The sequence below is a fragment of the Sphingomonas sp. CFBP 13733 genome (assembly GCF_014841795.1).
GTDB classification, from domain to species: domain Bacteria; phylum Pseudomonadota; class Alphaproteobacteria; order Sphingomonadales; family Sphingomonadaceae; genus Sphingomonas; species Sphingomonas aerolata.
Genome location: NZ_JACYUP010000004.1, coordinates 611,578 through 629,164 on the forward strand (window position 1 = coordinate 611,578; position 17,587 = coordinate 629,164).

The window sequence follows — 17,587 nt, forward strand, 5'->3', positions numbered from 1 at the left end:
GGCCTCTCGTAAAGTCTCGCGGCAGGCGAAGCGCCAGGCCGCGCTGCGGCGTCGTCAGCCGGCTGCGCCTGGGCGCGGGCCGAGCATTCCAGCGTCGTCGGGTACGGCCCCGCCCAGTGCAAGAAGCCGGTGACGTTCGACCGGACCCGGTGCCTGCCACGCGGCTGTGCGCTCGGGGGAAAAGCCGAAGAACCGGCCATAATAGTCCGGATCGCCGATCAGCATCAGCGCGTCGCCCAGATCGCTCGCGGCGGCCACCTCGAGCGCACGCGCCACGAGTGCACGGCCGATACCGTCGCCCTGATGCCCCGGTGCGACCGCGACCGGGCCGACCATCACCAGCGGCAGCGCCGCCTGCGCGGTCATGAGTGCGATCGGCCAGCACTGGATCGAGCCCAGCAGCACGTCGCCCGACACGGCGGCGAAGCTGAGTGCCGGGATCGCTATTCCATCGCCGCGGATCATATAGGCGGTCCGGCCATGACGATCCTGCCCGAACGCGCGGTCGAGCAGCGCCTCGACCTCGGCATGCGGGACGGCGTTCAAGGGGACAAGTTCGAACACCGGCTTCTCCAGCGCCGGCGCAGGAACGTCCGGGGCCGCGCGCTTTACGCAGCACGTCGCCGAACGCAAGCGGAACCGGCGTAGCGCCGCGTCCGCCCCGGGCCTTCCCTACGGTCGCGGCTCTGCTAGAGCGCGGCGATGCAAGACAGTCTTCAGCTCGAAGTGCACGACATGGAAGTGCAGGTGCTCACCGGAATCTATTCGGAGGAGACGCATCTGCCCCAGCCGCTGCGGATTTCGCTCACCGTCGATCTCACCTGCCCGAGCCGGTTCGATCCCGACACGCCCTTGTCGGCGTCGAAAAACTATCTCGATCTGAAACATGCCGCGACCACGGCCTTGCCGACGGGCGTGCATTTCACGCTGATCGAGGCCGTTGCCGACCATATCTGCGAGACGCTGTTCCTGCAGGACGCGCGTGTTCAGCGGGTCGCGGTGAAGATCGTCAAGCTGGCGATCGCCGAAGCAGGCGAAGCGATCGGCGTGACGCTCGTGCGACATCGTCGGTGAGATCGTGCGGCTGATCCTGAGCGAGCGTGACGACATCGCGGCGTGCGTGCGCGATGCGCGCGCGCGACTGGGCACCGACGACAGCCTGGTCGTGGTGATTCGCGAAAGCAGCGATTCGCTTTTTGCCGCCCAGGCCCGCGCCTCGATCGCGCCGCTTGCGATCGAGGCGGCGCCGGTGACGCGAATCAACGCCATCCTGTCCCATAATGGGGCGCGGGCCGCCGATGTCGAGGCGGCGATCGGCTATCTCGAAACGGCGTCGTCGACGACCGGCCAGATCCTCGAGATCCGCTGAGCGGACCCTCGCTCGGTGGTCCGGTCAGCGCCGCGGGCTTCGTCCACAGGGGCCGAGCGCACGAAGAACGAACTGATAATCCTCACGCGCGATTACCGCATCGGTGGCTGCCATCGACGCGACGCTGCGATCAGGCATCGCGGCGGGAAGCGCGCAGGCTAGCCGGTACCACAACAGCGAACCACGCGGCGGGGGGGCCGCGGCCTCGTCGACGATCTCGCTCAGCGCGACCGCCCAGCGGGGTTGCTCGCCGGGCCGCCGCAGGATCGACAGCGAGACGGGACGCTGATCCGAAGTGGTCAGGAAGATCTGCGTTTCGCCTTCGCCGGGCAGGGCGCCGGGCACATGAAAGGCGTTGCCGATCCCGGTGATGACGGGCGGCGCGTCGGCGGCGAGCACCTCACGGGCGATGCGGCGGACCTGCGCGTCGAGTGCGGGCGTCCAGTCGCGTTGCGCGTCGCGCGCGACGAGCTGGATCTGGGCGGTCGACGTTCCGGCGGTACGTCCAAACAGCAGCACCCGCGCCTTTTTCAGCTTTGGCAGGCGACCGTTGGAATCCGGAGCGACATCAAGCAGATAGCCTAGTCTTGGGGCCACACCACCACTGCCGCGAATCAGCGCGGTCACGTCGGCCTCGACATAGAAACGGACGAGCCCGGGTGCGACGTCCGCCGCCTCTGCGCCCTTGATGCGCGCGGTCGAGCGAATCGTCGCGTCGGCGATCACCGGCGCGGCGAGAACGAGATCCGCAAGGTCCGCATAGCCCGCGCCTTGGTCGGCGGCCGCGGGCTGGGACGGCTCCGCGCCAGCCGCTCCAGCGGGCGCTGCATCGCGCGCGCCTTCCCATTGCCGATCAAGCTGTTCGGGGGTCAGCGTCGTCGAGTCGCCGGCGCTGTTTTGCTGCGGCGCGGTCGGCACGGATTGCGGCGGGGGGGCCGTTTGCGCAACGATCGGGGCCGCGGCGATGACGGCGAAGAGGGTCATGAGCGGTGGGATGGAACGTGGGGATATCATCGCCATGGGCTACGCGATGGCGCATGAACGTTACAGAAATAAAATTGCCATCATACGCTTGTACGTTTGTTGCGTCCGACAAAGCGTTTGCGTGTCGCATGGCGTGGCGATAGACATTGCGCACTGCCGCGTGGAATTTTTGCTTCACGGCACACGTTTGCGTTGCGCCTGCCCCCATGCGCGACTGCGTGAAGGCAGACAGAATAAGGGAGTGTCGTTGCTGAATGGCCTATGTTGACCAGAAGATGTCCTCAGGCAAAATCGTCGCGATCGTCATCGTCGCGCTGATTCATGCTGCCTTGGGCTATGCTTTCGTCACCGGCCTCGCGTTTCAATACGTGAAAAAGGCCACCGAAAAGTTAAACACGTTCGACGTGGAGCCGCCGCCACCGCCGCCTCCGCCCGACGAGCCCCCGCCGCCGCCGCCTGACCAGCCCAACCTGCCGCCGCCGCCGACCACCGTCGTCGTGCCGCCGCCGGTCGTTGTTACGCCGTCGCCCGCTCCGGCGATCACGACGTCGAACATCATCCCGCTGAGCCAGCCAACGGCACCGCCGGCGCCTCCCGCGCCGCCAGCGCCGCCGGCCCCGCCAGCAGCACCGACGGTCAGCAAGGCCGCGGGCGCCAAGGGTAATCCGGCTACGTGGGTGAGCCAGGACGACTATCCGCCGAGCGCGATCCGTGCCGGCGAACAGGGTGCGGTCGCGATGCGCTGGGACATTAATGCCCAGGGTCGTGTCGAGAACTGCACCGTGACGTCGTCGAGCGGTTCGCCTGCTCTCGATCGGGCAGCCTGTGCTGCGATGACGCGACGTGGTCGCTACTCGCCGGCGCTCGATCAGGCCGGGAACCCGATGCGTTCGAGTGCGACGCAGCGTATCCGGTGGACGTTGCCGGAAAATTAATCTGCGTCTCGGCGCACTTAGACCAACGAATCTTAAGAGGATCATCCGACCATGTTCACCACTATTCTTGCCGCGGCGGCGCCCGCAGCAGCCGAAGCCAACCCGTACGGCCTCGAAGCGGCACTTCGCGAAGGCGGTCTCATCTCCCAGACCGTGTTCGGCATTCTGGTGCTGATGTCGGTGGTTTCGTTCTACATCCTGTTCTCCAAGCTGTTCGAGCAGCAGAAGATCATCGGCCAGGGCAAGCGCGTTCGTCAGGCCTTCTGGTCGTCGAACAGCCTTCGCGAAGGTTCGGCCAAGCTCGAGAAGAACTCGGCCTACAAGCAGATCGTCGACGACGGTCTGGCCGCTCAGGAGCAGCATTCGAAGCTGACCGATCCGGTCGAGGCGCATGACTGGCTGCACGGTTCGCTCGCGCGTTCGGAAGCTGCGATCAACTCGAAGCTGGGTGGCGGTCTCGCCTTCCTTGCAACGGTCGGTTCGGTTTCGCCGTTCATCGGTCTGTTCGGTACGGTTATCGGCATCTACCGCGCACTCGTGAAGATCGGTGCATCGGGTCAGGCATCGATCGACAAGGTCGCAGGGCCGGTCGGTGAAGCACTGATCATGACCGCACTGGGTCTCGTCGTCGCAGTTCCTGCCGTGCTGTCGTACAACTGGCTGCAGCGTCGCAACAAGTCGATCGCGGAGGACCTGTCGGCCTTCTCGAACGACGTGCTCGGCTTCCTGGCATCGAACGGCGCCGTGCGTCCGATCACCGCTTCGGGCGTCAAGCCGGTTGTGGCCAAGCCTGCCACGGCGACCACGACTGCCGGTCAGACCGGTGGCGTGCCGCGCGCTAACTAAGACGCGAGAAAGGCGGGGCTGCCGTTCGCGGCAGCTCCGCTTCCTTCCCGCCGGCGGTGCCGGTGGCGATAAAAGAATAGGATAGTTCGCACATGGCGATGAGTGTTGGTGGCGATTCCACCGAGAAATCGATATCGGACATCAATACGACGCCGCTGGTCGACGTCATGCTCGTGCTCCTGATCATCTTTCTGGTGACGACGACCGTCGCGGTCCAGGCGGTGCAGCTGAAGCTCCCCGAGGTCAAATTTGATCCGACCACGACCAAGCCCGAAAATGTCTCGCTGTCGGTGACGACAAATGGCGATGGCAGCTGTGCTGTGTATTGGAACATGACCCCGGTCACCTCGACCGAGCTGCTCGATCGCGCGGTCGCCAAGCTGAAGACCGAGATCGACCGTCAGGGTGGCGTGAATGCCGCAGGTCTTGAGCTGCCCGAGGCGCATATTCGCGGCGACGTGAACACGCCGTACAAGTGCATCGGCGGCACGATCTACACGATGCAGCGCGCCGGCTTCGCCCGCGTCGGCTTCATCTCCGAGCCGCCCCCCGGCGGCACCACCGAACGCTGACGATCGCTCGGACGTATTTAGGAGTAGTATAGAATGGCAATGGGCGGCGGCAAAGAAGATGACGGGCCGATGATGGAAATGAACATGACGCCGTTGATCGACGTCCTGCTCGTTCTCCTCATCATGTTCATCATCACGATCCCGATCCAGACGCACGCGGTCAAGGTCGACCTTCCGGTCAACAGCAAGAACCCGCCGCAGAACCCGATCGACCCCGAGAAGAACAAGATCTCGATCGACGCATCGGGCACGGTGGCCTGGAACGGGTCGCCGGTCGACGAGGTGACGCTGCGCCAGTATCTGGACCAGACCGCGGGCATGAACCCCGAGCCGGAACTTCACTTCCAGCCGGACCCGCAGGCGCGGTACGAAGTCGTCGATCGCACGCTGGCCGTCGTGAAGCGGTCTTCGATCACGAAGCTCGGCTTCATCGGTAACGAGCAGTATCGCAACGACTTCTAAGTCACGCGACACGATCGATACGATGCCAGGGGCGGTCCGCAAGGGCCGCCCCTTTTGCATGTCCGACGTCCATGACACCGGGGGCGGAAAGAGCGACGGCATGCCGCGCGCGCACCTCACGGCCTTACCAGGGCAATATCCGTAAAAATCCCATATTGCGCCACAGTCATCGAAGTGACACAACAGTGTCACAAAAGTGAAACCTTTCGACTCAGAAGGGCGGTGGAGACGGGATGATGCGCAAATTCGGCTTTGTAGTTCTTGCCCTTGTCGGCGCGGCAGCACCGGCGCTCGCGGCGGATCAGAATGGCTATCAGGCGATCGTGTCGGGCGATCTGGCCGCGGCCGAACGCCATATCCTGGCAGAGCAGGCAGTCTATCCGGGTCGCCCCGAACTGATGCTCAACCTTGCCGCGGTTTACCGGCGGACCGGCCGCGAGGCGGACGCACGGGCGCTGTACAAGCGCGTGCTCGAACGCCGCGACATCGCGATGGACCTTCCCTCGGGTGCGGTGGCCTCGTCGCATGATCTGGCACGACGCGCGCTCGGCGTGGCCCCGGTACAGATCGCCACGCGCTAAACCAGGGCCGACGCGCTCGTCCGGCGCCGGTCCTGTGGTTCCGGTAGTGAGGCAGAGGCGTCGACCTCGCGCGTTCGACGCCTGAGGCGGTCAGAGGCGGGGCAGGGTGACCCCGCGCTGGCCCATATATTTGCCCGCGCGGTCGGCATAGCTGATCTCGCACGGCTCATTGCCGCGCAGGAACAGGAACTGGCAGGCGCCCTCGTTCGCGTAGATCTTCGCGGGGAGCGGCGTGGTGTTGGAGAATTCTAGCGTCACATGGCCCTCCCATTCGGGTTCGAGCGGGGTGACGTTGACGATGATCCCGCAGCGCGCATAGGTCGATTTGCCCAGACAGATCACCAGCGTGTCGCGCGGAATGCGGAAATATTCGACCGTCCGCGCCAGCGCAAAGCTGTTCGGCGGGATGATGCAGACATCCGTCTTGCGGTCGACGAAGCTGTTCGCGTCGAAATTCTTCGGATCGACGATCGCACTGTCGACATTGGTGAAGATCTTGAACTCGTCGGCGACGCGCGCGTCATAGCCGTAGGAGGACAGCCCGTAGCTGATACAGCCGTCGCGGCGCTGCGCCTCGTGAAATGGCTCGATCATCGCATCGCCCAGCGCGCGTTCGCGAATCCAGCGGTCGGACATGACGGACATGAGACATTCCCCTTTTCGCCGCTGCTTTCGCGCGGATGGTCGATGGCGGCAAGAGCGCGTGCACGCGGAGAGCGTTTTTGCCTTTGCAGCCGGCGTGTCGGGCGGTCATGGGGCGCGGCATGAACCAGATTCGGCAGCCTTTTCCGTGCGGTACCTCCGTCGAGCCACAGCTTCCGGACCATGATGACGAGCGGGACCGCGCCGCGATCCGCGCGCGCCGCGCCAGCCGCTATGTGCGGATCGCGCTGGCCGGATCGATCGCGCTGTCGGGCGGCGCGGCGCAGGCGCAGTCGGTGCAGGACCTGCAACGCCAGATCGACGAACTGAAGGCGACGATCGCCGAGCTCAAAGCCGCGCAGAACGGACCGATTGCTCAGGCGGCGCCGGTCACGGCGCCAGCTCCCGCGGCAGCCACTGCGCCGGTCGCGGTTGCGGCAACGCCTGCGCCCGCCCCGGCGCCCAAGCCGGCAACCGCGGTCGCCCCCTCGACGCAATTGGCCGCGGCAACGCCCGAGCCGAAGCGCGCCTGGTATGATCGCATCGCGATCCGCGGCTATACGCAGATGCGGTTCAACGAGATCGTGTCGGGCGATCGCACCGCGCCGGAGGGCAAGTCGCGGTTGCGGTCGGTGCATGACGGCAGCATCGGCGACAATACCGGCTTTTCGCTCCGCCGCGTCCGGCTGGTCCTGCAGGGCGATCTGACCGACCGGGTGTCCTTCTATCTCCAGCCCGACTTCGCGGTGAACGTCAGCAACCAGTCGGGCGGCGAGCGACGCGAGGGCTTTGCCCAGCTGCGCGACGCCTATGTCGACACGTTCCTCGACGCGGATCGCCGCTTCCGGCTGCGGTTCGGGCAGTCGAAGGTGCCATTCGGCTGGGAGAATATGCAGTCCTCGTCGAATCGCATCACGATCGATCGCAGCGACGGGATCAACAGCGCGGTCCCCGGTGAGCGCGATCTGGGCATCGTCGCCTATTACACGCCCACCGGCGTGCAACGGATCTGGGATCGCCTCGAGGAGGACGGCCAGAAACTGTTCGGCAATTACGGTGCGTTCGCTCTTGGCGTCTATAACGGCCAGGGGATCAGCCGTGCCGAGACCAATGACGGCATGATGACCGTGGCGATGGCGACGTGGCCGTTCGCGCTCGACGGGCTTGGCGGGGCGTTCAGCGGACAGGTGTTGGAGGTCGGCGCGGCGGCCATCCGTAATCGCGTCCAGCCCGAACTGCGCAGCGGCGGGGTCAGCGACACGAGCTTTGCCGATGAGCGGTTCGGGGTCCACGCGATCCTCTATCCGCAGCCCTTCGGGTTCCAGGCAGAGTGGAACTGGGGGCGCGGCCCCGAATATGACGACGTGTCGCAGTCGATTACGACCAAGCGGCTCAACGGCGGCTATGTCCAGGCGATGGCTCGCGTGCGGTCGTCGCCGCTCGGCCCGTTCATGCCCTATGCGCGCCGGCAATATTATCGCGGCGGGTGGAAGGCGCTGCCCAACGCGCCGCGGCTCGAGACCGACGAGTTCGAGCTGGGGATCGAGTTCCAGCCGACCCCGCCGATCGAGCTGACCGTCGCCTATGCGCGGATGACACGGCGCGAGGCCGACGAACGCCGCGAGGGCCGGGCGGAGGGCGATCTGATCCGCACGCAGCTGCAGTTCAACTACTGATCGGGGATCAGCCGATCCCGAGATCCGCCGGGCCGAACGCATCGGGGAGAAGCTCCGACAGGCGGTAGCTGCGGACAGCCTCGCCCTGTGCCGCGCCGCAATGCACGGGGAGATCGCGCCCGCCCATCTGCGCCGCCTCGTTGATCACCTGGCGGCACCGGCCGCACGGGCTCACGGGGGCGGTGCCGGTCGCGCGACCTTCGGCATCCATAGCCCCGCCGATCACGCCGATCGCAACGACGTCACGCAGGCGGCCCTGCGCGCTGGCGGTTGCGAGCGCCACCGTCTCGGCACAGAGCGACAGGCCATAACTCGCATTCTCGAAATTGGCGCCGGTGATCACGCTGCCGTCGTCGAGCAGCACCGCGGCGCCTACCGCGAATCGCGAATAGGGCGCATGCGCGTGACGCGCGGCGTCGCGCGCCGCGGCGATCAGGCGGGTTGCCTGATCGGTATCGAAACCATCGCTCATCCTGCCACCACGTCCCAATTCACCGGTCCCTCGATTCCCTCGACGCGCCGAAAATTGCTCGCGCGCCACATTCGCCAAGGCCGTGCCGCATAATCGGGCTTGAGCAGATTGGCCATCGCCCAGACCGGCCGCGGCAGCGCCGCCGACAACGCATAGCTGCCCTCGACCGACTTGCCGATCCGCAGCAGGACGGGCTTGCCGGTATGCGTCTCGACCATCGTCACGAAGCGCGTCAGATCGGCGACCAGCGCGGCCTTTTCGGGGCGGGCGACGCAATCATCACGGAACTGCACATCGACGGCGACGGGCAGCGCATCGGCGGCGGCGGGTACGAAGGTATTGAACGCATTGGCCTGTTCGACCGCGGGCTGGCACAACGAATAGATATGCACCGCGCCGCGCCGCAGCCCGGCTTCGGGAAGCGCCGCCCAGTTCGCCTCGAACGCGGGATCGCGGCGATCCTTGCCAGAGGTCGCGACGATATAGGCGAAGTCGACGCCGCGCGCGCGCACCGTTCCCCATTCGACCGGCGCGGGATTTTCGCCCAGGTCGACGCCTTGCAGCGGATAGGTCTCGGTCGCGGGATGCCACTGCGTCGCATAGGCCCAGCCGCCAATCGCGATGCCGCCCGTGCCGAACAGCAGCGTCGCAAGCTTCAGCAATGTCGTGGCCATCAGCGTTGCTCAGCCACGCAGATGGAGGACGCAGATGAGCGTGAACAAGCGGCGGGCGGTGTCGAAATCGACCTCGATCTTGCCCGACAGTCGGTCCTTGAGCAGCTCGGCGGCCTCGTTGTGGACGCCGCGCCGGGCCATGTCGACGGTTTCGATCTGCGCAGGCGAGGACTGGCGAATCGCCTGGTAATAGCTGTCGCAGATCGCGAAATAGTCCTTGATCGGTCGGCGGAAACGGCCGAGCGCGAGCACCAGTGTCTCAAGATGCGTGTCGTCCTCACGATGGATGTGAATGCCGAGACGGCCTTCCTCCGTCTCGAGCCTGATGCGGTACGGGCCGGCATAGCCATCGGCATGCTGGCGCTGCGGCGCGAAATAATTGCCCTCGATCAGGTCGAAGATCGCAATCCGGCGTTCCTGTTCGATATCCGCGGAGCGCCACGCAATCGTGCGCTCGTCGAGCTGTATGTCGATGATCCGCGGGTCGGCCATGCCATGTGCGATAGCGATGGTCGTAACGCGTGTCACTTGTCGCCTGCACCGGCGGCCGCCGATCCCGGCGGACTGGTCGACTTATCCCCATCAATCTGGCGCAGTTGGCTTGGAGCGATCGCGCGCAGTGCGTAGAACGCAGTATGGCAACCCTTGCATTCCCCGTCCCCGCCGTGGCCGAACCACAGCAGCTTCCCCGCAACGTCGAGGCCGAAGCCGCGATGCTCGGCGCGATGATGATCGACAACCGGCTCGCCGACGATCTGGTCGACAAGCTCGAACCCACGCATTTCTTCGAACCCGTGCACGGGCGCATCTTCGCCGCGATCAAGACGCTGCGCGGCAACGACATGCTGGTGACGCCGGTCACGCTGCGGCCGATGTTCGACGCGGACGAGGGCATGCGCGAGCTGGGCGGCCCCGCCTATCTGGCCGGCCTCACGGGCAGCGGCGCAGGGCTGATCGGTGCGCGCCAGTTCGCGCAGCAGATCTATGACCTGGCGATGCTGCGTGCGCTCGTCTCGGTCGGCCGCACCCTGGTCGACCGCGCGATGGACACCTCGGAGGAGGTCAATCCGCGTGCGCAGATCGAGCTGGCCGAGGAGGAATTGTTCAAAGTCGCCGCGGATGGCGGGGCGGAAAACTCGGTCAAGACGTTCGCGCAGGCGACCACCGCGGCGGTCAAGATGGCCGAGCGGGCGCTCAACTCGGGCGGCAATTTGTCGGGCGTGACGACGGGTATCGATTCGATCAACGCCAAGATCGGCGGCATGCATCACAGCGATCTGATGATCCTCGCCGGGCGTCCGGGCATGGGCAAGACGTCGCTCGCCACCAACATCGCGTTCAACGCCGCGCGGCGCTGGATGCGCGACATGGCCGACGGGATCGCCCCGAAGGATTCGGTCGGCGCGAAGGTCGCGTTCTTCAGCCTCGAAATGTCCGCGGATCAGCTGGCGACGCGTATTCTTGCCGAGCAGTCGCAGATTTCATCCGAATCGCTCCGCATGGGCAAGATCAGCCGGACCGAGTTCGCGCAGTTGGCGGCCGCGGCGGCCGAGCTGGAGAACCTCCCGCTGTTCATCGACGACACGGGCGGCCTGTCGATCGGCGCGCTGCACACGCGCGTCCGCCGGCTGCAGCGTCGCCACAATAACGAGATCGGGCTGGTGGTGGTCGACTATCTCCAGCTGCTGTCGGGGTCGGGCAAGAGCAAGGACGGCAACCGCGTCCAGGAAATCTCGGAGATTTCGCGCGGGCTGAAGACGCTGGCGAAGGACCTGAACGTCCCGGTGCTGGCGCTGTCGCAGCTGAGCCGCGCGGTCGAAAGCCGCGAGGACAAGACGCCGATGCTGTCCGATCTTCGCGAATCGGGGTCGATCGAGCAGGACGCGGACATGGTGTGGTTCGTGTACCGCGAGGATTATTACGTCGCGTCGAAGGAGCCCAAGCGTCCGGCCGAGGGCGACAGCGCGAAGATCTTCGAGGATCACGCGTCCTGGGCGGCCGAGATGGAGCGGGTCTACGGTCTTGCCGAGCTGATCATCGCCAAGCAGCGCCACGGCGCGACCGGCAAGGTGCGGATGAAGTTCGACCCGACGATCACGAAGTTCTCGGATCTGGCCGAGTATTGAAACTCTGGTGTCCCTCTCCCCCAGGGGGGAGAGGGACACGGATCAGATGATCGGGTCGTAGCCGCCGGGGGCGTGGATCCCGCATTCGACCTTGTCGAAACTGCGCCAGCGCCCCGCGCGCGGATCCTCGCCGGGGGCGACCTTGGTCGTGCAGGGCGCGCAGCCGATCGAGAGATAGCCCTGCGCTTCGAGCGGATGCCGCGGCAGGTCATGCGCGGCGAAATAGGCGTCGAGCCGCGCCTTGTCCCAGTCGGCGAGCGGGTTGATCTTCAACCGGCCCTCATCCTCCTCGAACCGCGGCAGCGCGGTGCGCGTGCCCGACTGGAAGCCCTTGCGCCCCGAGATCCACGCGTCGAACGGCGCGAGCGCCCGGCGCAGCGGCTCGACCTTGCGCAGGTCGCAGCAGCCATCGGGGTCGTAGGACCAGCGTTCGCCCGCACGATCCTTGACCGCGAGCAGCCGCGGATCGGGTCTGAACACGCGCAGGTCGGTCAGCCCGAGCCGCTCAGCCAGTGTATCACGATAGGCGAGCGTCTCGCCGAACATCTTCTGCGTGTTGGTGAAGACCACCGGCACGTCGACATCGACCTGCGCGACCATATGCAGCAGCACCGCCGATTCGGCACCGAAGGACGAAACCGACGCGATCCGCCCGGCCAGCTCGCCGGTCAGCAGTTCGCGCAGCATCAGCGCCGCCGGAACGCCGGCGAACCGGTCCTGCATCGCCTGTGCGTCCGCCCTGGTGAAGGCGGGGGTGACGTCGATCGTGTCGATCCGGCGGAGCGCTTCACCCATGGCGCAGCTTCCAGACCGGCACGGCGCCGTCGGCCGCCTTCTGATAGGGCGTGTCGTAGCGCGCGAGGCTGGCGCGGAGCACGTCGATATCGATCGGGGCCTCGGGCGCGAAGCTGTCGAAGCCGCAGCGGCGCATTAGCGGAATCTGGTCGACGAGCACGTCGCCCGCCGCACGCAGCTCGCCGGTATAACCCGCCTCGCGCAGGATCCGCGCCGCGGAATAGCCGCGGCCGTCGCGATAGCCGGGAAAGCTGACCTCGATCAGCGCGAGCTGGTCGATCTGCGGCAGCAGCGCGCGCGCATCGTCGCCCGCCTCGAGGCGAACGGCGGCGGCGTTGCTCTGGCCGATGAACGAATCGAGCGTCACCGCAGGCTCGTCATGCGGCTCGTCGTCGCGGAATCGCAGCAGCGTCTGGTCCGGATACTCAACCATAGATCGCCTCCTTGAACGTCTCGAAGCCGACGCGGCGGTAGGTGTCGAGGAAGCGCTCGCCGGGGTCGCGGACCTGAAGATAGCGGTCGGTGACGCGTTCGATCGCGTCGACCACGCCGTCTTCCGAGAAGCCAGGGCCGGTGATCTTGGCGAGGCTCACATCCTCCGCGCCTGATCCGCCGAGCGAGAGCTGGTAATTTTCGGTGCCCTTTTTGTCGACGCCGAGGATGCCGATGTGGCCGGCATGGTGATGCCCGCAGGCGTTGATGCAGCCGCTGATCTTGAGCTTGAGCTCACCCAGCTCGCGCTGGCGGCCGAGATCGCCGAAGCGCGTTGCGATCTTTTGTGCGAGCGGGATCGAGCGGGCATTGGCGAGGCTGCAATAATCGAGACCGGGGCAGGCGATGATGTCGCTGATCAGATCGAGATTGGCCTCGGCCAGCCCCGCCTCGTTCAACGTCGACCACACCGCGTGCAGATCGGCCATGCGGACGTGCGGCAGGACGATGTTCTGCGCATGCGTGACGCGCAGCTCGTCGAAGCTGTAGCGCGTGCCGAGATCGGCCATCACGTCGATCTGATCGGCCGACGCGTCGCCGGGGATGCCGCCGACGGGCTTCAGGCTGATGTTGACGATCGCATAGCCGGGCTGCTTGTGCGCCTTCACGTTCTGGTCGAGCCAGACCGCAAAGTCGGGATCGCTGCGGTCGATCTCGGTGGACGCGTTTTCCTCGAATGCGGGCGCGCCGAAATGGCTCGTGATCCGCTCGAGTTCGGCGCGCGGCGGATCAAGGCCGAGGCCCTTCACCGCGGCGAATTCCTCCTCGACCTGGCGACGATATTCGTCGGGGCCGATCTCGTGCAGCAGGATCTTGATCCGCGCCTTGTAGATATTGTCGCGGCGGCCGTAGCGATTGTAGACGCGCAGGCACGCCTCGAGATAGCTCATCAGGTCGTCGGCGGGGACGAAATCGCGAATCTCGTGGCTGATCATCGGCGTGCGGCCCATGCCGCCGCCGACATAGATCTTCGCGCCGAGTTCACCGTCGCGGACGTGCAGCCCGATGCCGATGTCGTGCAGCCGCATCGCCGCGCGATCCTCGTCCGCCGCGATCACGCAGATCTTGAACTTGCGCGGGAGGTAGGTGAATTCGGGGTGGAACGTCGACCACTGACGGATCAATTCGGCCCAGGGGCGCGGATCGGCGACCTCGTCCGCGGCGGCGCCGGCGAACTGGTCGGAACTGATGTTGCGGATGCAGTTGCCCGACGTCTGGATGGCATGCATCTCGACCGTCGACAGCTCTTGGAGGATGTCCGGGGTCTGGTCGAGCTGGATCCAGTTGAACTGGATGTTCTGCCGCGTCGTGAAATGGCCGTAGCCGCGATCATATTTGCGCGCGATGTGGCCGAGCATCCGCATCTGCCGGCCGTCGAGCGTGCCGTACGGCACCGCGACGCGCAGCATGTAGGCGTGCAGCTGGAGGTAGAGGCCGTTCATCAGGCGCAGCGGCTTGAACTGGTCCTCGGTCAGCTCGCCCGAAAGGCGGCGGCGGACCTGGTCGCGGAACTCGTCGACGCGCTGGTCGACGATGGCCTGGTCGTATTCGTCGTACTTATACATGGGGGGTTCCCGGTAGGATTTGGTTCACGCGGAGCCTGTCCTGAGCGAAGCCGAAGGGGCGCGATGGCGCGAAGAAGATTGGGTTCACGCGGAGGCGCGGAGACGCGGAGGAGAAAGACGAGTAAGGAACTCCCGCGCCAGCGGGCAGCAAATCTGCCTCAGTCAGCGAGTGTGAGGGCCGCTGCGCGGCAGGGGAGACACCTCCGCGCCTCCGCGCCTCCGCGCGAACCATCTTCTCACTGCTCTCGTCGCGCCTTCGCGCCATCGCGTGAATCATATAACCCAACTCCCAGCGCTAGGATCGGCCGGCTTGAGCGTAAGGTCGGGCCGCATCGTCGGACCCAGCGCACGGATGCGGTCCTTGATGTGCGCAGGGCGGGGGCCGTCTGCGGTTGCCGTCGCCTCGATCAGATAGGGGACGTTGACACGGCGTGCGCCTTCCTCCGCCTGGAGGATCGATTCCCCCGCGACGCCGACATCGGCCGCATCCTCGATATGGCGCGACCAGCCGTCGCCGGTCCACCAGATCACGTCGCCGGTGGGAAGATCGTTTCCGGTCAGGAGCTTCATGCGGCGGCCTCTGCAATTCGTGCCCAGCGGGCGAGCTTGTCCTGCGCGTCGGACAGTTCGACGACCTCGCCGACGACGATGATCGCGGGGCTCTTCACCGCCTCGCGCTGCACCATCGGGCCGAGATCGGCGAGCAGCGTCCGCATCGCACGGCTGCCCGATAGCGTGCCGCGCTCGAGCACCGCAACCGGCATGTCGGGCGCGACGCCATCGGCCATCAGCTTGTCGGCGATATCGGTCGCGGTTGCGATGCCCATGTAGATGACGAGCGTACGGCCCTGACCGGCAAGTCCGGACCAGTCCTGCTCGGTCAGACCCTTGCACTGGCCCGCGACGAAGCTGACCGCACTCGAATGATCGCGGTGGGTCAGCGGCAGCATCGCCTCGGCCGCGCAACCCAGCGCGGCGGAGACCCCGGGGATCACCTCGACCGGCAGGCCCGCCGCACGTACCGCCTCGACCTCCTCGCCGCCGCGACCGAACACGAACGGATCGCCGCCCTTCAGCCGGACGACAATCGCGCCGGTCTTCACATGCGCGATGATCAGCGCGTTGATCGCCTCTTGCGGCAGCGTGTGGCGCGCGCGCTGCTTGGCGACCGAGATGCGCTGGGCGGCAGGCGGCGCGATATCGAGCACGCGCGGATCGATCAGCCCGTCATGGACGACGACGTCGGCAATCTCGAGCGCGGCGACCGCACGCACGGTCAGCAGTCCGGGATCGCCGGGCCCCGCCCCGACGAGGATGACGCGCCCGCGGGCACCGGGGTCTAGCAAGCTTACCATATCAGGAAGATGGGCGCTGGGCGGGCGATTGGCGAGCCCAGCATTATTTGCCCCGGGGCTAGTCCTGCTTTCCCACGTGGTGCGGGGGCCAACGCCGGAAACGTTCGCAGGCCCCGGTCACGGGCTGGTGGCGGCGGAATCTGCGCGATAGGAAGGCGCGACGAACCGGGTAACCCGGACGCGATGGGGAACTTCGATAATGCGCCTGACCTGCCTTGCCGCCATGTTGCTGGCGACCACCTTCATCGGCGCGGTGCCGCTGTCGAGCCAGGCGCTGCCGCCGCCCGCGCCGATACCCGGCGACGGCCCCGAGGATGCGAAGCTCAAGCAGCTTTTCTATGCCAGCGACGAGCGCGATCTGAAGAACGATCCGCTGCAGGCGATCTTCCGCGGCGACATGCGCTATGCCGATCGCTTCGGCGAATATCTGACCGATGCGCGCACCGCGCAGGACAAGCGCAACGTCGAGCAGGATCTGGCTGCGATCGCCGCGATCGACCGGGCGAAGCTGACGCGGGTCGACCAGATCGCCTATGACGTGTTCCGCAACGGCCGCGAGGTCGCGCTGCGCGGGTTCGCGCCGAATCTGGTCGCGATCGACCGGCTGCTGCCGCTCAGCCATTTCGGCGGGTTCCAGACCTTCTATCCCGATTTCGCGTCGGGCAAGGGCGGCGCACCGTTCAAGACGGTCGCGGATTACGAGAACAACCTGCGGCGCAATGCGGGCTATGCCGCGGTCTATGACCGGGCGATCGCGCGGTTCCGCGAGGGGATGGCGAAGGGCGTGACCCAGCCCAAGCTGGTCGTGCGCAACATGATCGGCCAGTTCGACAATCTGATCGCCGAGGGCGTGGAGAAGTCGACCTTCTACGCGCCGGTGACGATGTTCCCCGCGTCGATCCCGGCGGCCGACCGCACGCGGCTGACCGCGGCCTATGCCAAGCAGGTGCGCGAGGTGATCAATCCCGCGCATGTCCGGATGCGCGATTTCCTCGCCAACGAATATCTCGCCAAGGCGCGCGACACGGTCGGGCTGTCGGCGCTGCCGGGCGGGGCCGCGCTTTATGCCCAGCGGATCGAGGACAGCACGACGCTGCCGCTCGAGCCCGAGGCGGTGCATCAGCTCGGCCTGTCCGAGGTCGCGCGGATCACGCAGGCGATGGAGGCGCAGAAGGCCGCGGTCGGGTTCAAGGGCACGCTGGCCGCGTTCTTCGATTATCTGCGGACCGATCCTCGCTTCCAGCCCAAGTCGGCGGCGGCGGTGCGCGAGGGCTATGAGGCGATCGGCAAGCGGGTCAACGCGCGGATCGCGACGCAATTCTCGCTGGTGCCCAAAAGTCCGCTCGAGATCCGTGCAGTGCCCGATTTCCGCGCGAAGACGGATGCGGCGGGGTCGTATCAGCAGGGGACCCCCGACGGCACGCGGCCGGGGATCTTCTACTACAACACCTATGACCTGCCGACGCGGTACCTGTGGGGGATGGAGACGCTGTACCTGCACGAGGCGGTGCCGGGGCATCATTACCAGATCAGCCTGGCGCAGGAGAATGTCGCGCTGCCCGCGTTCATCCGGTTCGGCGGCAACACCGCCTATGTCGAGGGCTGGGCGCTCTATGCCGAGACCTTATGGAAGGAATTGGGCGTCGAAAGCGATCCCTATCAGCGGATGGGCGGCCTGAACGACGAGATGCTGCGCGCGATGCGGCTGGTCGTCGATACCGGCATCCACGCCAAGGGATGGAGCCGCGACCAGGCGATCGCGTACATGCTCGCCAATTCGCCGATGGGGCGGACCGACGCGACCGCCGAGGTCGAGCGGTACATCTCGATTCCCGGGCAGGCGCTGGCGTACAAGATCGGCCAGCTGACGATCCTCAGGATGAAGGCCAAGGCGCAGGCGGCGCAGGGTGCCGCGTTCGATCCGCGCGCCTTCCATGCGCAGGTGCTCGATACGGGCGCATTGCCGATGCCGGTGCTGGAGAAGAAGATCGACGACTGGTTGGGCGGGGCGAAGTAAGCCCCATGATCCTCCCCCTGGCGG

21 protein-coding genes are annotated in these 17,587 nt (G+C 66.3%); 10 read left to right on the top strand and 11 right to left on the bottom strand.

Annotated features, from left to right (window positions below):
- Positions 1 to 54: 54 nt before the first annotated feature.
- The gene (locus IFT71_RS15425) at positions 55 to 564 is read right to left on the bottom strand and encodes a GNAT family N-acetyltransferase (protein WP_192141869.1); all 510 of its coding nucleotides are present in this window, start codon (positions 562 to 564) and stop codon (positions 55 to 57) included.
- Between the two features lie 138 nt (positions 565 to 702).
- Between IFT71_RS15425 and IFT71_RS15430 the strand changes: the two genes are divergently transcribed.
- The gene (locus IFT71_RS15430) at positions 703 to 1,074 is read left to right on the top strand and encodes a dihydroneopterin aldolase (protein WP_031395199.1); all 372 of its coding nucleotides are present in this window, start codon (positions 703 to 705) and stop codon (positions 1,072 to 1,074) included.
- A 4-nt stretch (positions 1,075 to 1,078) separates the two neighbouring features.
- Positions 1,079 to 1,369 (top strand): Rossmann fold domain-containing protein, encoded by a 291-nt coding sequence (locus IFT71_RS15435; RefSeq protein WP_192141870.1) that lies wholly within the window; start codon positions 1,079 to 1,081, stop codon positions 1,367 to 1,369.
- A 24-nt stretch (positions 1,370 to 1,393) separates the two neighbouring features.
- Here IFT71_RS15435 and IFT71_RS15440 read toward each other — a convergent pair whose 3' ends face one another.
- Positions 1,394 to 2,353 (bottom strand): hypothetical protein, encoded by a 960-nt coding sequence (locus IFT71_RS15440; RefSeq protein WP_244654947.1) that lies wholly within the window; start codon positions 2,351 to 2,353, stop codon positions 1,394 to 1,396.
- 254 nt (positions 2,354 to 2,607) lie between these two features.
- Between IFT71_RS15440 and IFT71_RS15445 the strand changes: the two genes are divergently transcribed.
- From IFT71_RS15445 to IFT71_RS15465, 5 genes are all read left to right on the top strand, one after another.
- Positions 2,608 to 3,288 carry an energy transducer TonB gene (locus IFT71_RS15445; protein ID WP_056406249.1) on the top strand — a complete coding sequence of 227 codons (681 nt, stop codon included), beginning with the start codon at positions 2,608 to 2,610 and terminating at the stop codon, positions 3,286 to 3,288.
- A 51-nt stretch (positions 3,289 to 3,339) separates the two neighbouring features.
- Positions 3,340 to 4,134 (top strand): MotA/TolQ/ExbB proton channel family protein, encoded by a 795-nt coding sequence (locus IFT71_RS15450; RefSeq protein WP_031395815.1) that lies wholly within the window; start codon positions 3,340 to 3,342, stop codon positions 4,132 to 4,134.
- 92 nt (positions 4,135 to 4,226) lie between these two features.
- Entirely contained in the window at positions 4,227 to 4,706 is a 480-nt protein-coding gene (locus tag IFT71_RS15455) for an ExbD/TolR family protein (RefSeq protein WP_031395816.1), read from the top strand.
- 33 nt (positions 4,707 to 4,739) lie between these two features.
- Positions 4,740 to 5,168 (top strand): ExbD/TolR family protein, encoded by a 429-nt coding sequence (locus IFT71_RS15460; protein ID WP_031395817.1) that lies wholly within the window; start codon positions 4,740 to 4,742, stop codon positions 5,166 to 5,168.
- Positions 5,169 to 5,401: 233 nt separating this feature from the next.
- Positions 5,402 to 5,749, top strand: a complete 348-nt coding sequence (locus tag IFT71_RS15465; protein ID WP_235516361.1) for a tetratricopeptide repeat protein — start codon at positions 5,402 to 5,404, stop codon at positions 5,747 to 5,749.
- 90 nt (positions 5,750 to 5,839) lie between these two features.
- On the opposite strand, the gene dcd is transcribed toward IFT71_RS15465, so the two are convergent.
- Positions 5,840 to 6,394, bottom strand: a complete 555-nt coding sequence (gene dcd / locus IFT71_RS15470; RefSeq protein ID WP_031395819.1) for a dCTP deaminase — start codon at positions 6,392 to 6,394, stop codon at positions 5,840 to 5,842.
- A gap of 119 nt (positions 6,395 to 6,513) precedes the next feature.
- On the opposite strand from dcd, the gene IFT71_RS15475 reads away from it, so the two are divergent.
- A complete protein-coding gene (locus IFT71_RS15475) occupies positions 6,514 to 8,067 on the top strand; it encodes a porin (protein WP_192141871.1) in 1,554 nt (517 codons plus the stop codon).
- A 7-nt stretch (positions 8,068 to 8,074) separates the two neighbouring features.
- Here IFT71_RS15475 and IFT71_RS15480 read toward each other — a convergent pair whose 3' ends face one another.
- The 3 genes from IFT71_RS15480 to IFT71_RS15490 are packed head-to-tail and all read right to left on the bottom strand — an operon-like array spanning position 8,075 to position 9,705.
- Complete coding sequence (locus IFT71_RS15480; RefSeq protein WP_192141872.1) at positions 8,075 to 8,539, bottom strand: cytidine deaminase; 465 nt, start codon at positions 8,537 to 8,539, stop codon at positions 8,075 to 8,077.
- The gene (locus IFT71_RS15485; protein ID WP_031395822.1) at positions 8,536 to 9,213 is read right to left on the bottom strand and encodes a GH25 family lysozyme; all 678 of its coding nucleotides are present in this window, start codon (positions 9,211 to 9,213) and stop codon (positions 8,536 to 8,538) included. Before IFT71_RS15485 ends, IFT71_RS15480 begins: the two co-directional genes overlap by 4 nt.
- A 9-nt stretch (positions 9,214 to 9,222) precedes the next feature.
- A complete protein-coding gene (locus tag IFT71_RS15490; RefSeq protein ID WP_031395823.1) occupies positions 9,223 to 9,705 on the bottom strand; it encodes a UPF0262 family protein in 483 nt (160 codons plus the stop codon).
- 143 nt (positions 9,706 to 9,848) lie between these two features.
- Here IFT71_RS15490 and IFT71_RS15495 point away from each other — a divergent pair, with 143 nt between their 5' ends.
- On the top strand, positions 9,849 to 11,339 hold the full coding sequence (locus tag IFT71_RS15495) for a replicative DNA helicase (RefSeq protein ID WP_031395824.1): 1,491 nt from the start codon (positions 9,849 to 9,851) through the stop codon (positions 11,337 to 11,339).
- Positions 11,340 to 11,381: 42 nt separating this feature from the next.
- On the opposite strand, the gene IFT71_RS15500 is transcribed toward IFT71_RS15495, so the two are convergent.
- From IFT71_RS15500 to cobA, 5 genes are all read right to left on the bottom strand, one after another.
- Positions 11,382 to 12,134: a phosphoadenylyl-sulfate reductase gene (locus IFT71_RS15500; RefSeq protein ID WP_192141874.1), complete on the bottom strand. Its 753-nt coding sequence runs from the start codon at positions 12,132 to 12,134 to the stop codon at positions 11,382 to 11,384.
- A complete protein-coding gene (locus IFT71_RS15505) occupies positions 12,127 to 12,567 on the bottom strand; it encodes a DUF934 domain-containing protein (RefSeq protein WP_031395826.1) in 441 nt (146 codons plus the stop codon). The genes IFT71_RS15500 and IFT71_RS15505 overlap by 8 nt, the downstream gene beginning before the upstream one ends.
- Positions 12,560 to 14,191 (bottom strand): nitrite/sulfite reductase, encoded by a 1,632-nt coding sequence (locus IFT71_RS15510; protein ID WP_159512445.1) that lies wholly within the window; start codon positions 14,189 to 14,191, stop codon positions 12,560 to 12,562. Before IFT71_RS15510 ends, IFT71_RS15505 begins: the two co-directional genes overlap by 8 nt.
- Positions 14,192 to 14,464: 273 nt before the next feature.
- Entirely contained in the window at positions 14,465 to 14,761 is a 297-nt protein-coding gene (locus IFT71_RS15515; RefSeq protein ID WP_159512446.1) for a DUF2849 domain-containing protein, read from the bottom strand.
- Positions 14,758 to 15,546: a uroporphyrinogen-III C-methyltransferase gene (gene cobA / locus IFT71_RS15520; protein ID WP_031441363.1), complete on the bottom strand. Its 789-nt coding sequence runs from the start codon at positions 15,544 to 15,546 to the stop codon at positions 14,758 to 14,760. The genes IFT71_RS15515 and cobA overlap by 4 nt, the downstream gene beginning before the upstream one ends.
- A gap of 199 nt (positions 15,547 to 15,745) precedes the next feature.
- On the opposite strand from cobA, the gene IFT71_RS15525 reads away from it, so the two are divergent.
- Complete coding sequence (locus IFT71_RS15525; protein ID WP_192141877.1) at positions 15,746 to 17,563, top strand: DUF885 domain-containing protein; 1,818 nt, start codon at positions 15,746 to 15,748, stop codon at positions 17,561 to 17,563.
- Positions 17,564 to 17,587 lie beyond the last annotated feature (24 nt).

What these genes read in the sequence shown, in the direction of transcription:
- IFT71_RS15515 (WP_159512446.1), bottom strand. Translation starts at nt 14,761, where the DNA reads ATGAAGCTCCTGACCGGAAACGATCTTCCCACCGGCGACGTGATCTGG.
- IFT71_RS15485 (WP_031395822.1), bottom strand. Translation starts at nt 9,213, where the DNA reads ATGGCCACGACATTGCTGAAGCTTGCGACGCTGCTGTTCGGCACGGGC.
- IFT71_RS15460 (WP_031395817.1), top strand. Translation starts at nt 4,740, where the DNA reads ATGGCAATGGGCGGCGGCAAAGAAGATGACGGGCCGATGATGGAAATG.
- IFT71_RS15455 (WP_031395816.1), top strand. Translation starts at nt 4,227, where the DNA reads ATGGCGATGAGTGTTGGTGGCGATTCCACCGAGAAATCGATATCGGAC.
- IFT71_RS15450 (WP_031395815.1), top strand. Translation starts at nt 3,340, where the DNA reads ATGTTCACCACTATTCTTGCCGCGGCGGCGCCCGCAGCAGCCGAAGCC.
- IFT71_RS15440 (WP_244654947.1), bottom strand. Translation starts at nt 2,353, where the DNA reads ATGACCCTCTTCGCCGTCATCGCCGCGGCCCCGATCGTTGCGCAAACG.
- IFT71_RS15495 (WP_031395824.1), top strand. Translation starts at nt 9,849, where the DNA reads ATGGCAACCCTTGCATTCCCCGTCCCCGCCGTGGCCGAACCACAGCAG.
- IFT71_RS15445 (WP_056406249.1), top strand. Translation starts at nt 2,608, where the DNA reads ATGGCCTATGTTGACCAGAAGATGTCCTCAGGCAAAATCGTCGCGATC.
- IFT71_RS15510 (WP_159512445.1), bottom strand. Translation starts at nt 14,191, where the DNA reads ATGTATAAGTACGACGAATACGACCAGGCCATCGTCGACCAGCGCGTC.
- IFT71_RS15480 (WP_192141872.1), bottom strand. Translation starts at nt 8,539, where the DNA reads ATGAGCGATGGTTTCGATACCGATCAGGCAACCCGCCTGATCGCCGCG.
- IFT71_RS15500 (WP_192141874.1), bottom strand. Translation starts at nt 12,134, where the DNA reads ATGGGTGAAGCGCTCCGCCGGATCGACACGATCGACGTCACCCCCGCC.
- IFT71_RS15505 (WP_031395826.1), bottom strand. Translation starts at nt 12,567, where the DNA reads ATGGTTGAGTATCCGGACCAGACGCTGCTGCGATTCCGCGACGACGAG.
- IFT71_RS15465 (WP_235516361.1), top strand. Translation starts at nt 5,402, where the DNA reads ATGATGCGCAAATTCGGCTTTGTAGTTCTTGCCCTTGTCGGCGCGGCA.
- IFT71_RS15430 (WP_031395199.1), top strand. Translation starts at nt 703, where the DNA reads ATGCAAGACAGTCTTCAGCTCGAAGTGCACGACATGGAAGTGCAGGTG.
- IFT71_RS15475 (WP_192141871.1), top strand. Translation starts at nt 6,514, where the DNA reads ATGAACCAGATTCGGCAGCCTTTTCCGTGCGGTACCTCCGTCGAGCCA.
- dcd (WP_031395819.1), bottom strand. Translation starts at nt 6,394, where the DNA reads ATGTCCGTCATGTCCGACCGCTGGATTCGCGAACGCGCGCTGGGCGAT.
- IFT71_RS15490 (WP_031395823.1), bottom strand. Translation starts at nt 9,705, where the DNA reads ATGGCCGACCCGCGGATCATCGACATACAGCTCGACGAGCGCACGATT.
- cobA (WP_031441363.1), bottom strand. Translation starts at nt 15,546, where the DNA reads ATGGTAAGCTTGCTAGACCCCGGTGCCCGCGGGCGCGTCATCCTCGTC.
- IFT71_RS15525 (WP_192141877.1), top strand. Translation starts at nt 15,746, where the DNA reads ATGCGCCTGACCTGCCTTGCCGCCATGTTGCTGGCGACCACCTTCATC.